The sequence below is a fragment of the Paraglaciecola sp. T6c genome (assembly GCF_000014225.1).
GTDB classification, from domain to species: Bacteria; Pseudomonadota; Gammaproteobacteria; order Enterobacterales; family Alteromonadaceae; genus Paraglaciecola; species Paraglaciecola atlantica_A.
Map to the genome: position 1 here is coordinate 4,097,810 of NC_008228.1, position 17,011 is coordinate 4,114,820.

Annotated in this window: 12 protein-coding genes; 8 read left to right on the forward strand and 4 right to left on the reverse strand. The window is 45.3% G+C overall.

Features of this window, described 5'->3' with window-relative positions; translation table 11 throughout:
* The first annotated feature begins 3 nt into the window (after positions 1-3).
* From pdxA to PATL_RS17545, 5 genes are all read left to right on the forward strand, one after another.
* The gene (gene pdxA / locus PATL_RS17525) at positions 4-984 is read left to right on the forward strand and encodes a 4-hydroxythreonine-4-phosphate dehydrogenase PdxA (RefSeq protein ID WP_011576155.1); all 981 of its coding nucleotides are present in this window, start codon (positions 4-6) and stop codon (positions 982-984) included.
* Positions 981-1,787 carry a 16S rRNA (adenine(1518)-N(6)/adenine(1519)-N(6))-dimethyltransferase RsmA gene (rsmA, locus tag PATL_RS17530; protein WP_011576156.1) on the forward strand — a complete coding sequence of 269 codons (807 nt, stop codon included), beginning with the start codon at positions 981-983 and terminating at the stop codon, positions 1,785-1,787. Before pdxA ends, rsmA begins: the two co-directional genes overlap by 4 nt.
* Positions 1,788-2,189, forward strand: coding sequence for a Co2+/Mg2+ efflux protein ApaG (gene apaG / locus PATL_RS17535; protein WP_011576157.1), 402 nt, complete (start codon positions 1,788-1,790; stop codon positions 2,187-2,189).
* 14 nt (positions 2,190-2,203) lie between these two features.
* Positions 2,204-3,004 (forward strand): symmetrical bis(5'-nucleosyl)-tetraphosphatase, encoded by an 801-nt coding sequence (locus tag PATL_RS17540; RefSeq protein ID WP_011576158.1) that lies wholly within the window; start codon positions 2,204-2,206, stop codon positions 3,002-3,004.
* A 396-nt stretch (positions 3,005-3,400) separates the two neighbouring features.
* Entirely contained in the window at positions 3,401-5,425 is a 2,025-nt protein-coding gene (locus PATL_RS17545; RefSeq protein WP_011576159.1) for a methyl-accepting chemotaxis protein, read from the forward strand.
* Between the two features lie 83 nt (positions 5,426-5,508).
* Here the strand turns inward: PATL_RS17545 and lysC are convergent, their stop codons facing one another.
* Complete coding sequence (gene lysC / locus PATL_RS17550) at positions 5,509-6,867, reverse strand: lysine-sensitive aspartokinase 3 (protein ID WP_011576160.1); 1,359 nt, start codon at positions 6,865-6,867, stop codon at positions 5,509-5,511.
* Positions 6,868-7,105: 238 nt separating this feature from the next.
* Here lysC and PATL_RS17560 point away from each other — a divergent pair, with 238 nt between their 5' ends.
* Entirely contained in the window at positions 7,106-8,668 is a 1,563-nt protein-coding gene (locus PATL_RS17560) for an amidase (RefSeq protein WP_011576161.1), read from the forward strand.
* 115 nt (positions 8,669-8,783) lie between these two features.
* Here PATL_RS17560 and PATL_RS17565 read toward each other — a convergent pair whose 3' ends face one another.
* Complete coding sequence (locus PATL_RS17565) at positions 8,784-9,248, reverse strand: DUF192 domain-containing protein (RefSeq protein ID WP_011576162.1); 465 nt, start codon at positions 9,246-9,248, stop codon at positions 8,784-8,786.
* A 276-nt stretch (positions 9,249-9,524) separates the two neighbouring features.
* Positions 9,525-12,137 (reverse strand): bifunctional aconitate hydratase 2/2-methylisocitrate dehydratase, encoded by a 2,613-nt coding sequence (gene acnB / locus PATL_RS17570; protein ID WP_011576163.1) that lies wholly within the window; start codon positions 12,135-12,137, stop codon positions 9,525-9,527.
* Between the two features lie 420 nt (positions 12,138-12,557).
* On the opposite strand from acnB, the gene PATL_RS17580 reads away from it, so the two are divergent.
* Positions 12,558-13,634, forward strand: a complete 1,077-nt coding sequence (locus tag PATL_RS17580) for an SMP-30/gluconolactonase/LRE family protein (RefSeq protein WP_011576164.1) — start codon at positions 12,558-12,560, stop codon at positions 13,632-13,634.
* Positions 13,635-13,981: 347 nt separating this feature from the next.
* Complete coding sequence (locus PATL_RS17585; RefSeq protein WP_011576165.1) at positions 13,982-14,527, forward strand: type 1 glutamine amidotransferase domain-containing protein; 546 nt, start codon at positions 13,982-13,984, stop codon at positions 14,525-14,527.
* Between the two features lie 59 nt (positions 14,528-14,586).
* Here PATL_RS17585 and PATL_RS17590 read toward each other — a convergent pair whose 3' ends face one another.
* Positions 14,587-16,941: a YgiQ family radical SAM protein gene (locus PATL_RS17590; RefSeq protein WP_011576166.1), complete on the reverse strand. Its 2,355-nt coding sequence runs from the start codon at positions 16,939-16,941 to the stop codon at positions 14,587-14,589.
* Between the last annotated feature and the right edge of the window lie 70 nt (positions 16,942-17,011).

A 17,011-nucleotide genomic window follows, 5' to 3' on the forward strand; every position in this document is an offset into this window, starting at 1 on the left:
TTCATGACCATTAAGCTTGCCATAACACCGGGCGAACCAGCAGGGGTTGGCCCAGATTTAATCATCACCTTAGCGCAGCAGCAATGGCAGGCCATGTTAGTGGTATTTGCCAATGCTGAGCTGATGCGTACCCGTGCAAATGAACTGAATATCCCACTGACGTTATTACCATACGATGCAAGCCGCACGGACATTCAACCTGCAGGGTCGCTTTATATTGTTGATATACCGCTGCAAGATGAAGTCATTGCTGGAAAACTAAATCCAACGAACAGCCAATACGTACTAGATACACTGCACCAAGCTTGCCAGATGAATCTCAATGGCGAATTTCAGGCTCTGGTGACAGGTCCTGTGCATAAAGGCGTGATAAACGAGGCAGGCATTCCCTTTAGTGGCCACACTGAATTTTTTGCCCAGCAGTCGAACACCCCTGAAGTTGTGATGATGCTGGCCACCGAAGGCTTGCGCGTAACACTCGCTACGACGCACATTCCAGTGACAGCGGTATCTGCTGCTATTACTCAGCCCAAGCTGGATAACGTGATCCGTATCATAGATCACGATCTAAGAACCAAGTTCGGCATTGCTAAGCCGCATATTTTTGTATGTGGGCTCAATCCTCATGCAGGTGAAGACGGGCATATTGGCCGTGAGGAGATAGATACGATCATTCCTGCCCTTAACGCTTTGCGCCAAGAGGGCATAACGCTTACCGGGCCGTTACCGGCTGACACTATTTTTAATCCAAAGTATTTGCAACAAGCCGATACCGTGCTTGCTATGTATCATGATCAAGGGCTACCTGTGTTAAAATACAAGGGCTTTAGTCAAGCGGTAAACATCACGTTGGGATTACCCTTTATCCGCACCTCCGTGGACCACGGAACCGCACTCGATTTAGCCGCTACCGGCCAAGCCGATGTTGGCAGTTTTAGCATCGCTATCAAGGAAGCCATTTCATTGGCAAAAAGTACACAATGAGCAAACAACATTTAGGCCACACAGCCAGAAAACGTTTCGGTCAGAACTTTCTTCACGACCCTTACATTATTGATCAAATCGTATCTGCCATTAACCCACAAGTGGGACAAAACGTGGTAGAAATAGGCCCGGGTTTAGGCGCACTTACCGAACCGGTTTGCGAACTGATTGATAAGCTAACCGTAGTCGAGTTAGACCGCGACCTTGCCCAGCGTTTGCGTACGCACCCGTTCATTGCCAGTAAGCTGAACATCGTAGAAAAGGACGCCCTAAAGTTCGATTTTTCTGAGTTGTTCAGTGAAGAGCATCCGTTAAGAGTATTCGGTAACTTACCATATAATATTTCAACCCCTTTGATGTTCCATTTGTTTTCGTTCGCGCACAAAGTGCAAGACATGCATTTTATGCTGCAAAAAGAAGTGGTAAACAGGCTGGCTGCATCACCGGGTAACAAGAACTATGGCCGCTTGTCTGTGATGGCGCAGTATCACTGCCACATCATGCCGGTTATTCATGTCCCGCCAGGGGCCTTTAACCCACCGCCTAAAGTCGATTCAGCTGTGGTGCGTCTTATTCCCCACAAGGTTAGGCCGGTAGAGGTAAAAAGCGAAGAAGCACTTAACCGCGTATGTGCTCAAGCGTTTAATCAACGCCGTAAAACCATTCGCAATAGCTTGAAAGAAAGCCTTAGCGAAGCGCAACTTATCTCGTTGGATATTAACCCTGAATTACGAGCGGAAAACTTATCACTGGCTCAATTTGGACAGATTGCCGATCTTGCGTTTAGTACTCAGGAGGATTAAATGACAAGTTCATTAAGTACGGGTCACGAGCTAAGTGATAAAATTAAGGTTGTTGTACACACCCAGCATTTACCAGAGCATACCGCCAATGAGGCGGACAAATACGCTTTTGCTTATGAAATTAACATTGCCAATAAGAGTGACGAAAGTGTGCAGCTTATCAACCGTTATTGGCTCATCATTGACGGCAATGGCAAACAATCTGAAGTAGAAGGCGCTGGCGTTGTTGGTCAGCAACCACACATCGAAAGTGGCGATAGCTTTCAATATACTAGCGGCGCTGTGCTTGATACCCCCGTAGGCTCAATGCAAGGTTATTACGAAATGCAGGATAAAGATGGCGCACTCTTTCGTGTACCCATTGATATTTTCCGCCTAGCCGTCCCTCATCAAATCAACTAGTTCAGAGTTTACACATGGCTGATTATATCGTGGGTGATATACAGGGCTGCTTGAGTGGCCTTAAAGTCGTTTTAAGCAAAGTAGACTTTGCACCGGGTAAAGACACACTATATGCGGTTGGCGATCTTATTGGTCGTGGCCCTGAATCTCTAGAAACCCTCGGTTATTTGCACGGATTAGGTGATAGTTTTCACACCGTGTTAGGTAACCATGACTTAAATTTATTAGCAATATTCTGCGGTGTTAGGCGCGCAAAAAAGGGTGACAAGCTTGACAGCGTCATTGCTTCTGACAGGTTCGCAAAATATTGCCATTGGCTACGCCAAAAGCCACTTGCTCTAAGCCTTGGAGAAAATACATTGCTGACCCACGCGGGCTTATATCCTAAGTGGAGTTTTGATAAAGCATTGGGCTTGAGCGATGAAATTAGCACAGCGCTACAAGGCCCTCACTGGCAGCAATTAGTACAAAACATGTATGGTGACAAGCCCAACCGCTGGGCTGATGACTTGACAGGCGAGTCAAGGCAACGTTTTATCATTAATGCATTTACTAGAATGCGTTTCTTGGAAAAAGACCAGCGCCTTGAGTTTGAATGTAAAACCCCACCGCAAGATGCGCCTAAGTCCCTCACTCCGTGGTTTAGCGTCAACAACCCAGAATTAACAACTCAGCAAAGAGTCGTTTTCGGGCATTGGGCGGCTTTGAATGGCGAGACTCAAAACAGTCACTTTATTGCCTTAGATACAGGATTTGTCTGGGGAGGGCATATGACCTTGCTTCGTGCAGATGACTGGTTGCGAGTGCAAAGCTAAAACGAGACCATATTCAATCACTTCCCTATTCATAATTTCCGCATTTTGTCATAAAACGTCTTCAGTTTTGTATTATATTAATAACTGCTAAATGTGCTGAATGCGAAGCATTTCGTTATTATCTCAAGTAAAATTAAAAAGTTAGCTAATGTTAACCGCTTTTAAGTCGATACTACTTTCGTAGGGTAAATCTAAGCAGATTGTAGTGGTTATCGAATTTGATAAGCATTGTGTTAGGGACATAAGTAACGCAGGTATGATTGCCTTTGTTATTGTGTGAAACTGGCCTGTAAGAGATTAAAATATGTAATTTAGCTGCATTGCAGTTTGCATTCATCACACAATAAAATAATCGCCCTAACACCTATAATAAATAGATTTATTTGGAGAGCACACATGAAATTGACTGTAGCACTGCGCGTTGTAGGTGGGTTTGCCATTATTACTTCGCTGCTTATCGTCATGGGAATATTTTCACTCGCTACCTTAGATGATATAGATGACGCTACCGAAGACGTAAGTAATCTCGCTTTTCCGACGGTCAGCGGCAGTAGTCAACTCAAAGTGTCATTCTTAAACATGGGGCGCCTAACGGCAGAAGCCTACTACGGTGACGGTTTAGACAGCCTTGATGAAAAAAGCGAAGCCTTTAACAATAGCCAAAGCAACTTTGAAAACGAATTCAACACACTTAAGCAGGTAGTCAGCCAAGAGTCTGACTTAAAAGCCTCTTTAGCAGAAGTGGATGGCATTTACGAAGACTATAAGGTCAATGTCTTAAAGCTGTTTGATAGCCGTAAAGCTGACCTTGCTATGCGCGATACACTGCGTGGTCAAATTGGCGATATTGAAGATAACGCCGATGACACATCCTCATTGATCTTAGATTTCTCTGACCTTGACGAAGTTCAAAATAATGCCCAACTTGCCAAGGCTTCAGAATTAGCCAATCGCCTTGAAACCAATTTAATGTCACTTATCACAGTGAGCTCAGAATATATTAAAACCCAAAATTTGGTTAGGGCTGACACCCTAGGCAACGAGGTAGAACTGGTTGTAAACCAAATTCGTGAATCTTTGAGTGGCATTCAAAACGCAGCGGGTGGCAACGACCCTAGTGGTACCCTGTCCGAAATCTATCAGTTGACGGGGTCAGTCCTAGACTTGGTAAGCTCGTCAACGGGTGTGCTACAAAACCAAGTAAAGAAGATCAACAAACAGAATGAAGCCACTGCCGCTTACAGGGCCTCAGATGCCAACATCGAGTTAGCCATTACCAAACTTAATACTCTGTCTAAACTTGCCGATGATAAAGCATCGATAGCCAATGAATCGGTCAAAAGCTCAATTAGCTCTGGCAATCTACGAACCACATTTATTGTTATTATCTCGGTCTTAATTGCCAGCGTAATTGCCTTCTTTGGTGTGCGAGCTATTATCAAGCCGCTTAACAGAGTTAATGAGATGCTGAACATTGTTTCATCAGGGGATCTTACTCAACGTTTAGACGACTCTTCCGATGATGAATTTGGCACTTTGGCGAAAAACTGTAATAACTTGGTTGACAGCTTAAAGTCATTGATTTCAGGTATAGGCTCTCGCTCTGCTCAGTTAGCTGCCGCATCAGAAGAGACCTCTGCGGTGACCATGCAAACCACCACATCGATTCAAGAGCAGAAATCACAGATCGCGCAAGTTGCTACCGCAACAACAGAAATGCACAGTACGTCCTTGGTTGTCAGTCAAAGCGCTGAAGATACATTGCGTCAAATTCAACATGCTGATGAAGAAGCCGAGAAGGTTAAAGCTATCTCGGAAGAAAACATTCGCACCATTGAAGTGCTCGCCCGTGACGTTGAAGAAGCGGCCGAGGTTATTAATAAGCTTCATCAAGACAGTGCCAGCATCGGCGGTATTTTGGATGTTATTCGTGGCGTGGCTGACCAAACTAACTTACTCGCATTAAACGCGGCCATTGAAGCGGCGCGCGCAGGTGAGCATGGTAGAGGCTTTGCCGTAGTAGCAGATGAAGTACGTACCCTTGCCAGTCGCACACAAAAATCGACTCAAGAAATTAACTCGATGATTGAAGTGCTTCAAGCGGGTGCTGAAAAAGCCGTAGCAGTAATGAACCAAGGCAAAGAGCAAACAACCGTTTGTGTTGAGAAAACCGAAGCCTCAACCAAAGCCTTGCAGCTCATTTCTGATGCCGTTCATAAAGCGTACGATGTTAGTTCGCAAATCGCTCAAGCAGCGAAAGAACAAAATGTGGTGTCGCAAGAAATCAGCGAGAAGCTAGAGAATATCGTGAATATCGCCGAAGAAACCTCTGTAGGCGCGCATCAAACGTCTGAATCAAGTCACGAGGTGGCCAAGCTTGCTGAAGAGCTACAAAGTTCTGTACAGCAGTTTAAGGTCTAATTAGCCTATATTGCGCTTACTTGTAGCGCACAAAAAAACCGCTACTTTTCGATAGCGGTTTTTTTATGACTAAAATGCGTTAATTATTCAGCTTCAAACAAGCTCTTATGCAGGGCTTTCACCACATTTGAACTGTCCTTTTCGCTCACTAACATAGACATATTATGCACGTTGGCACCGAAACAAATCATTCTCAGGTTAAAGTCAGACACGGCAGCGAAAATACGGCTCGATACACCAGCTGCACTGTGCATGTTATTGCCTACCACAGTCACCAAATCAAAATGCTCTTCAAGCTCAACTTCACAAATTTGGCTAAGCTCTTCGATCGTCTCACGGTTCAAACGCTGCAATACTGAATTAGGCGGGTTATCCAGAGTGAACGAGACACAAATTTCAGATGTCGTCACCAAATCAACACTTAAGTTGTGCTTGGCGATAATGGTAAATACATTCTGCAAGAACCCCTGAGCGTACATCATCTTAGGCGTTTTCACTGTCACCATAACTTGGTCTTTACGGCGAGTAATAGCGCGGTAAGAAGGTTCATGTTCACAATCACGAACAATCCAAGTACCGCCTTTTTCAGGCTCCTTACTTGAGCCAACAAATACCTTTATATTTTGACGAAGCGCCGGCTCCATGGTCGCTGGGTGTAACACCTTAGCACCAAATGTAGCCATTTCTGCGGCTTCTTCAAAGCTTAGCTCAGGCAAAGGTCTTGCTGCATCAGTAATGCGCGGGTCCGTGGTATAAACACCAATCACATCCGTCCAGATTTCACAGCTTTGTGCGCCTAAGGCTTCAGCTAATAAAGCAGCAGTAAAGTCAGAGCCTCCACGTCCAAGGGTAGTGGTATTGCCTGCTTCGTCAGAGCCAATAAACCCTTGGGTAACCAGAACGGTTTTAGCTATTTCAGGTGCCATTAGCTTTGCCGCGCGCTGCTTTATGCCATCTAGTTGCGGAGCCGCCTGACCAAACTCGCTGTCGGTCAGAAGGACATTACGCACATCAAAATTATCCGCTGGTAGACCTTGCTGCGTCAATACCTCGGAAAACAGCAGCGATGCCATGCGTTCACCGTGCGACAGCAAGCTGTCTTTTAGATCAGGACGGTGGAGTATTTCTTCATGAAACGCCAATTGTTTCAATGACTCAAGTAACTCCAACAACTTATCGGCCACCAAAGTCGGCGCGCCTAAGTCATTTAATATAGCGAATTCAATGGCTTGTATTTGCTCAATGTAAGCCGAAATTTCATCTTTGGTCAGAGCCTTGTGTGCCAGCTCTACCAGAATGTTGGTTACCCCAGCTGATGCACTTACCACCACCACTTTAGTAGCAGGGTTGCCTTTTACCACCTTGGCGCAATTAAGCATGGTGGCGTAGGTTGCGACACTAGTTCCGCCAAATTTAGCTACGTTTATCGAAGAGTCACTCAAAGTTTTTCCTAATTAGAATATGTACAAAAAAGATGCCATAAATTACCAGCTTTTTAGCGCAGATAAAGCACATTTTGCCTCTTTCTGTACACTTTTTGGAATAGCCTATGCGATAGTGATACTGGGCGTACTATTTGAGTATTTCAAAGGACGTCTCGCCCTCTATCATTTAATAATAAAAATCGCCAAATCCAGTCAAATTAATGGTGAAAATACAGTCAGTTAAGGAAACATAGACATGCTCCGATGCAAAACCATCAGCAGTTCATTAACGAGCGGGGTCATCATTGCTTTGCTCGCAACCAATAGTTTTGCTGCACGAGCCAGTGAAACCATCGCTAGGCCGTTACATGAACTCACCCTCAATGAAACACAAACATTATTGCGTAACAACACCATCACCGTCACCCAATTGAGTGATTACTATTTACAGCGAATCGAGAAATTCGACGATAACGGCCCGACACTCAATGCCATCGTCACGCTTAATCAGCAGCTCGCTGAACAGGTGGCAGCGTTAGATATGAAACTTAAGAGTGACGCGCCAATGGGCATACTATTCGGCGCCATGGTGCTACTCAAAGACAATATTGACGCCACAGGTATGCCAAACACTGCAGGGTCTTGGCTGATGCGAGAACACGTCCCTAGTAAAGACGCCTACTTGGTTGAAAAGTTAAAAGCACAGGACGCGATTATTCTGGGTAAAACCAATTTGTCTGAATGGGCAAACTTTCGCTCCACTATGTCATCAAGCGGCTGGAGTAGTTTGCACGGGCAAACCCTCAACCCTCATGATGTAACGCGCTCTCCGTGTGGCTCTAGTTCAGGATCAGGTGTGGCTGTCGCCGCAGATTTTACGTTATTAGCGGTAGGTACAGAAACAGATGGCTCCGTTACCTGCCCTGCTGCTGTTAACGGTATTGTGGGCATCAAACCCACACTAGGCCTTATTAGCCGCAGCGGCATCATTCCCATCGCCCACTCACAAGACACAGCAGGCCCAATGGCACGCTCGGTTGCTGATGCGGTCGTTATGCTTGAAGCCATGATGGGTGAAGACAAGAACGATGCGAGCAGCATTGCCCCTGTACGCTTAGTTGAGCATTTAAAAGCCGACGGACTTAAAGGCAAGCGGATAGGCGTAGTGCGCAACATGATGGGCTATCATCCACAACTTGACGACGTCTTTGAAGCTCAGTTATCTATATTAGAAAAAGCGGGCGCTATCATCATAGACAATGCCGATATCGACGATAAAGGCAGCTGGAATGAAGACGAGTACAGCGTGTTGCTGGCTGAGTTTAAAGCGGATTTAAATCACTATTTAACAAAGAGCAATGCACCAATAAAAAGCTTACAAGAAGCGATAGACAAAAATGAAGAAGCAAAAGAGCGCACTATGCCTATCTTTGGACAGGAGATATTCATTAGCGCCCAAGAAGCGCCTGAGTTAACGGATAAACGCTACCTCGATGCGTTACACAGCGCTAAACAAAAAGCAGGCAAAGACGGCATAGATGCCACACTCGCAAAATACAATGTAGATCTACTGATTGCTCCCACAACGGCACCTGCGTGGAAAATAGACCATATCGATGGTGATCACTTTCTTGGCTCAGCCAGCGGCGCGGCGGCAGTCGCCGGCTACCCGCACATTACTGTTCCAATGGGAGAAGTGTACGGCATGCCTGTTAATATGAGCTTTATTGGTGGAGCAAAGAGTGAAGGTTTGCTGATTGAGGCGGCTTATGGGTTTGAGCAAGCAACTCATGCGCGTATCACTCCGCTGTTGTTTTAGCGTATTAGACGAGCAAATATTGACTGTAATACCAGTGCCCATCGGCATTGAAGCACACCAAAGTGAACTTGATAAGAGCGGCTAAAATGCCGTCTTTATCACCCAATTCAATTGGTTAGTCTTTTATCACTAGTGTGTCGCCTACTTTTACACCGTTTTTAGCAAACCAGCCTTGATTCATCTCAAGTGCGTAAAGTACCGCTTGAGATGCCCCAACTGAGGTTAAGTCGTGGGGTTGCATCGGTTTAATATCGGTGATCACACCGTCACTGGTGATAAAGGCAACATCAAGCGCTAAAAATGTGTTCTGCATCCACATACTGGCTTTTTTGGCGCCTGAGAACTTGAACAACATTCCACATTGGCTACACAGCGTTTTACGAAACATTAAGCCTTTTGCTCTTTGCTCAAAGGTATATGCATATTCCACCTCAAGAGGCTGCTTACCAATAGTAATGCTAACCAAAGGTAACGTCTGATATGACTCGTTTTCTTGGGCACTTGCCCCTAGCATCACACTTAAACTAAAAAAGCCTGCAAGCAAAACAGACGTGAACAAGCGAAGGGGTTTAATCAACATGTGTATTCCAATAATTTAGATAAAACTCTCGAAGCCAGCTGGCACGTAGCGTGTGAGCAATAACGGAGTTTTATTATTAATTCGGTTAAAACAAACTTAAAAACAATGGGTTAGTTTATTTATCAGACTAAAGTCTACTTTACCGGAAAACAGAAAGGAATAGCTCGAGGACACAGATTGTAGCAAATACGGGTTTAGCAATAAAAAAAGCCGAACTAGGCATTCACCTGTTCGGCTTACAGTATTTTATTCTGATTTAGTTATATAAATCAGTGATTAAGCAATGTTAAGAGCAGGAATAATCTTCTCTTTCGCAGCAGCTTCTGCTTGCTTGAACTCATCGATACGGTCGAAGTTCAAGTAACGGAAAACATCACCAGACATAGACTCGATCTTGTTCGCATACTCCATGTACTCAGCTGTAGTAGGGATACGACCAACAATCGCACCAACAGCCGCAAGTTCAGCAGAACACAAGTAAACATCAGCACCATCACCTAAACGGTTAGGGAAGTTACGAGTAGAAGTAGACAATACTGTTGAGTTAGCTAATACGCGTGCTTGGTTACCCATACACAATGAACAACCAGGCATTTCAGTACGCACACCCACACGACCGTAGATGTTGTAGTAGCCTTCTTCCATCAATACGGCTTTGTCCATCTTAGTCGGTGGAGAGATCCACAAACGCGTTGGCAAGGTCTTGTTGTATTGCTCAAGTAGTTTACCTGCAGCACGGAAGTGACCAATATTCGTCATACAAGAACCGATGAACACTTCATCAATTTTCTCGCCAGCAACGTCAGACAAAGTTTTCGCATCATCTGGATCGTTCGGGCAACAAAGAATAGGTTCGTTGATATCATCAAGGTCAATCTCAATGGTTTCAACGTACTCAGCGTCTTTATCCGCTTGCATTAGCTCTGGGTTAGCCAACCACTCTTCCATTTTACGAGCACGACGCTCAAGCGTACGAGGGTCGCCGTAACCTTCGTTGATCATCCAACGTAACATAGTGATGTTAGACGTTAGGTACTCTGCGATAGACGCTTCAGACAACTTAATAGTACAACCTGCTGCTGAACGCTCTGCAGAGGCATCTGACAATTCAAACGCTTGCTCAACGGTCAAATCGTTCAAACCTTCTATTTCAAGAATACGACCAGAGAAAGCATTGACTTTACCTTTCTTAGCTACAGTCAAAAGACCTTGCTTGATACCGTACAATGGAATGGCATGCACCAAATCACGCAACGTGATACCTGGCTTCATTTTACCTTTAAAGCGCACCAATACCGACTCAGGCATATCAAGCGGCATTACGCCTGTTGCAGCTGCGAATGCAACCAAACCAGAGCCTGCAGGGAATGAAATACCCATTGGGAAACGCGTATGAGAATCACCACCAGTACCCACGGTATCAGGCAATAACATGCGGTTTAACCAAGAGTGGATAATACCGTCACCTGGGCGAAGTGAGACACCGCCACGGTTCATAATGAAATCAGGCAATGTATGCTGAGTATCAATATCAACTGGTTTAGGGTACGCCGCTGTGTGACAGAACGACTGCATGGTTAAATCTGCAGAGAAACCTAAACAGGCTAGATCTTTAAGCTCATCACGGGTCATTGGTCCAGTGGTATCTTGTGAACCCACAGTAGTCATTTTAGGCTCGCAGTAAGTGCCTGGGCGAATACCCTCAACACCACATGCTTTACCCACCATCTTCTGAGCTAAGGTATACCCTTTGCCAGTATCAGCGGGTTGGTCTGGCTTACGGAACAAGTCAGAAGCACCAAGGCCTAAAGACTCGCGCGCTTTTTCGGTCAAACCACGACCAATGATTAAGTTAATACGGCCACCAGCGCGTACTTCGTCTAGCAATACGTCAGACTTATACTCATATTTAGCCAGTTCAGCGCCTGTTTCAGCGTTAGTAATACGACCTTCAAGTGGGAAGATGTCAATCACGTCGCCCATGTTCATATTGTCTACGTCAGCTTCAAATACTAACGCACCAGCATCTTCCATGGTGTTGTAGAAAATTGGCGCAACTTTGCCGCCGATACATACACCGCCGCCACGTTTGTTTGGTACGCCAGGTAAGTCTTCACCGAAGAACCAAAGGACTGAATTAGTCGCTGACTTACGTGATGAACCGGTACCTACAACGTCACCCACGAACGCAACAGGGTGACCTTTTGCTTTAATTTCGTCGATTTGCTTAAGTGGTCCAATTTCTCCATGTACTTCAGGCGTTAAGCCGTCACGGGTCATCTTATACGCTGCACGTGCGTGCAATGGAATATCAGGACGTGACCATGCATCAGGTGCAGGTGATAAATCATCGGTGTTTGTTTCACCGGTCACTTTGAATACTGAGTAAGTGATTTTCTCAGGCATTTCAGGGCGTGAAGTGAACCACTCGGCGTCAGCCCAAGATTGTAATACGTCTTTGGCGAATGCGTTTCCTGCGCGGGCTTTTTCTTCCACGTCATGGAAAGCATCAAACATCAGCAAAGTGTGCTTCAATTCTTCAGCAGCAAGCTCAGCCAAATCATTGTTATCAAGTGCATCAACTAGCGTCACGATGTTGTAACCACCGTGCATGTTACCCAACAATTGGATAGCAGCGTCTTTGCTGATCAAAGGAGATGATGCTTCACCGATAACGATAGCATTTAAGAAACCAGCTTTAACATAAGCCGCTTCATCTACGCCCGGTGGAACACGCTCTGATAACAACTCAAGTAAAAAGTCACCCTCGCCTGCAGGCGGCGCTTTTAATAACTCAACCAAACCAGCAACTTGCTCGGCATTTAATGGTTTAGGTGGGATACCTTCGGCAGAACGTTCTTCAACATGTTTACGATATGCTTCTAACACAATTAGGACCTCTTGGTTGACTCAAAGAACACCGGACGTTCTTGAGTATGTCTATAAAACCGAGCAAGTATAAGGCTTATACAGCCAAAATAAAAATAACCTGTATGTTTATAGCCTTATACTGGCTATTCCCTACAAAAATAGGGGTTAATAGGATGTTAAGTGACGCGATAATCGTTTTTTATGACGTTAAAATACCCTTTTCATTATTTATGTTTTTATCTAGGGGCAAGTCTACTGTCACAGAATACACTTTGTACTTCCCTATAACTTACGGAGCATCAATTGCACTTCAATGACAAGCTCGCTTCATAATTAGGTTGATAAATACACCCAAATAACGAATCACAATTTAACCTAACAATATCATCATGCTATATCTTGTTGAAATGTTTATCCTTTACATATCAGGGAGATATTATGAAATTGGTTAAATTTGCCCTACTCGCTATTTTTGCCCTTAGCGCGTATTTACTGCTATGGCCTGTCGCTATTGATCCAGTCGCTTGGCAAGCGCCCACAGCCACAGGGTATGTTGGCCCATGGGCATCAAACAATGCATTAGCCGACTTAGATCTATTGTCGTTAGGTGACCATCATGGGCCTGAAGATTTTGCCCTTCGAGATGATGGTGTTATCGCCACAGCTACCCATTCGGGAGATATCATGCTGCTGGCACCCAACACCAACGAATTTAAAACTTGGGTCAATACAGGCGGTCGCCCACTAGGAATCGAGTATGACCTACAAGGGAATCTATTGGTTGCCGACGCGATGAAAGGATTAATATCCATAACCCCCAATGGTGATATCAGCCTTGTCACAAATCAGGTAGACGATACCGATATTGTATACGCGGACGATGTAGACATCGCACAAAATGGTATGGTCTATTTCAGCGATGCCACAAACAAGTTTTCTGCCTCGCAATTCGGCGGCACATTACCCGCAAGTCTGCTGGAAATAATGGAACACAAAGGCAATGGACGCCTCTTGCAATACAATCCAGCCACTGCCGAAACTAGGGTATTACTGGAAGGCTTAACCTTTGCCAATGGTGTCGCGGTGAGTCACGATCAACGCTCGGTGCTAATCAATGAAACCGGCAGTTACCGTGTATTACGCTATTGGCTGAAAGGCCCAAAGGCCGGCAAAGTTGAGACCCTTATTGATAACCTACCGGGATTCCCTGATAACATCGCCCGCTCTCCTAGCGGTGGATATTGGCTCGGGTTTGCCTCCCCTCGCGCCAAAAGCATAGATGACTTATCTGAATCACCCTTTCTAAGAAAAATGATTCAACGTCTGCCCAGCTTTTTGCAACCAGCAGGCAAAGATTATGGCCATGTCATTAAAATTGCCGAAAATGGTGAGGTACTGATGAACTTACAAGACCCTAGTGGTGCGTATCCCTTTACTACTGGCGTGCTAGAAACGGCTGACGCTTTATATATCAGTAGCCTTACGGCTGATGCAGTCGGTAGAAGGTCGATTTAAGGAAGGTAACCTGTTGATTTGGATATTCGTTGTTAATAAACGCATCCCAGTCTGCAAAGGTGACAGAAATTGGGTTCTGGGTTTTAGCTTTTTGCGGAGCCCTCAACCCAATCAGATGACGTGAGTAGTTGGGTCGGTGTAAGCCAACACCGGCCTCTGTAAAAATTTCTCTTGTCTCTAAAATTTTGTCAGGCTTAAAGTATGATAAAAACCCTCCCCTTTGATCGTTAAATCGAAACCGTCACAACTGGCGTGGCTTTGCGAGACATTTGAGCTCTCAGGAGCTGTGGCACGGCATTAGCATTTCTTCATTCACAATATTGAGCTTAAAAGATGAAGGAAAAATTATGACTACGTCACTAGCACATAAGCGTGTTGCCATTTTGGCCACTGATGGTTTTGAGCAAAGCGAGTTATTTCACCCATTGAATGCGTTAAAAGAAGCCAGCGTAAAAGTGGATATCATTTCTCTTGAGAAAGGGTCAATTAAAGGTTGGGATGAAGATAATTGGGGGGAGTCGATTAAGGTCGATTTAACACTTCAAGAAGCGAAAAGCGAAAACTATGACGCTCTGGTGCTACCTGGCGGATTATTCAACCCCGACACCTTACGTACCAGCAATGCTGCCATCGCGTTCATTAAAGATTTCTTTGCCGATGAAAAACAACGCCCCGTCGCAGCGGTTTGTCATGGCCCTTGGCTACTCATTGAAGCAGGTATCGTAAAAGGGCGTAACTTAACCTCTTATCCGAGCATTCAAACTGATTTACGTAACGCAGGGGCAAATTGGCAAGATGCACAGGTGCTGATCGATGGCCAAATCATCACGAGTCGTAACCCAGATGACTTGCCCGCGTTTAGTGAGCAAATCATCAAAGCGTTGAGAAACTAACCCTGAAGCACAATAAAGTTGAGTTTCAGTACATTGAATTCAAATAGCAAAAAGCCACATTAATGTGGCTTTCTTTTTTTATTACTGCTGTTTTTACGTCGGTTATCAGTGTTTGTACCGGCCGAGTTTCCAGTACCACCGGCCTTATTGTGTGGCTGATTGTCACTGAAGCGAGTTAAGCCCTGTTGGGCTTTTTTACCCTTCGCTGTTTGCTGAGCTTGACCATTTCCTTTGCCTTTCGCATACGCTTTATTTGCAGAGCGCTTTGCATACTCTTTTTGCTCACGCCCTTTTAACTCATTACGGCTCTCAGCAGGTATCAAGCATTTAGCGCCATTGCCAATAAGATAGCCTTTACCCATGTCGGTTAACGCTTTACGCAACATTGGCCAGTTAGCAGGATCGTGATAACGCAGAAAAGCACGGTGCAACCGGCGCCGAATTTCACCCTTGGCCACAGTCACAGCTTCACTTTTGTGATTCACTTTATGTATCGGGTTTTTCCCCGTGTGATACATAGTCGTGGCGTTCGCCATAGGTGACGGATAGAAGTTCTGTACTTGGTCGAGTTTAAAGTTGCGCTCTTTTAGCCACAGCGCCAAGTTCAGCATGTCTTCGTCTTCAGTCCCTGGATGAGCAGAGATAAAATACGGGATCAAATACTGCTCTTTGCCCGCTTCCATGGTGTACTTGTCGAACAACTCTTTGAATCTATCGTAGGTGCCCATCCCCGGTTTCATCATTTTATCCAGCGGGGCTTTCTCTGTATGCTCAGGCGCAATCTTCAAATAGCCACCCACGTGATGCGTGACCAACTCGCGTACATAATTGGGATCTTCAATCGCCAAATCGTAACGTACACCCGATGCAATAAGGACTTTCTTCACCCCTTCCACATTACGCGCTTTACGATATAACTCAACAGTAGGCGTTTGGTCAGTATCTAAATGACCGCAAATTTCTGGCCATACGCACGATAAACGACGACACGCTTGTTCCGCTTTCGGACTCTTGCAACGCAATTTATACATATTGGCGGTTGGGCCACCTAGATCAGAGATCACCCCAGTAAAACCCGGAACCTTGTCGCGGATCTGTTCAATTTCACGAATGATCGATTCTTCAGAGCGACTTTGAATAACGCGCCCTTCGTGCTCGGTGATAGAACAAAAAGTGCAACCCCCAAAACAACCACGCATGATATTCACCGAGGTTTTAATCATGTCGTAAGCAGGTATTTTTGCTTTACCGTAGCTAGGGTGCGGAACACGTGCATAAGGTAAATCAAACACGGCATCCATTTCTTCAGTTTCAAGCGGGTAAGCAGGTGGATTAATCCAAATGATTCTATCGCCATGGCGCTGTGCAAGCGCACGAGCACACCCTGGGTTGGTTTCTTTGTGCAATATACGCGAGGTATGCGCGTAATGCGTTTTCTCGGCACGCACCACATCGTAAGCTGGCAGCATCACATAGGTTTTATCCCAGGGCTTGCGACGTTTGGTTTTTGAGGTAAAAGGCTGTACCACAATCGGCTGGGCCTTTTGCTCTTCAATGGCCGCTTGTTTATCTGCCTCAGAAGAAACCGCGCATTTATCTTCGATGATTTCGTAGGGGCTAATAACAGGGTCAATTTTACCTATGGTGTCTAAATGTGTTGAGTCTACACCTTGCCAACCAGGCAACGGCTCTTTGCGGATAACGGCCGTTCCGCGAATATCTTGCATTTGCTCAATGCTTTCACCCGCAGCAAAACGATGGGCCATTTCTAATAATGGACGTTCAGCATTACCGAACATCAACATGTCAGCTTTTGAATCAAACAACACAGAGCGACGCACTTTATCTGACCAGTAATCATAGTGGGCAATACGACGCAAACTGGCTTCGATACCGCCAATCACTACTGGTTTTTTATAGGCCTCTTTGCATCGCTGAGTGTATACCGTGACTGCACGATCTGGGCGCTTGCCCCCTTCATTATTAGCAGTGTAGGCATCATCGTGACGCAGTTTTCGCTCTGCTGTATAACGATTGATCATGGAGTCCATGTTACCTGCGGTCACGCCGAAGAATAAGTTCGGCTCACCTAACTGCATAAAGTCGTTTTTGTTCGTCCAATCTGGCTGAGAAATAATTCCTACTCGGAAACCTTGTGACTCAAGCACGCGGCCAATTACCGCCATGCCAAAGCTGGGGTGATCCACGTAGGCATCCCCCGTAACAATAATGATATCGCAGCTATCCCAACCTAAGATTTCCATTTCTTTGCGTGACATGGGTAAAAATGGCGCAGGGCCAAAACACTCAGCCCAATATTTGGGATAAGAAAAAAGTCCGCGCTCGGCTTTCATACGCTCAGCAGGCTGGCGTTTAACAGGCGATTTAGCGACAGGTTGACTCAGGTTGGACATACAACTCCACAAAAAATAAAAAGTATTAAAAAAGCGCTCAAGATGGAAATGCGAAAAGCGCTTAAAATTT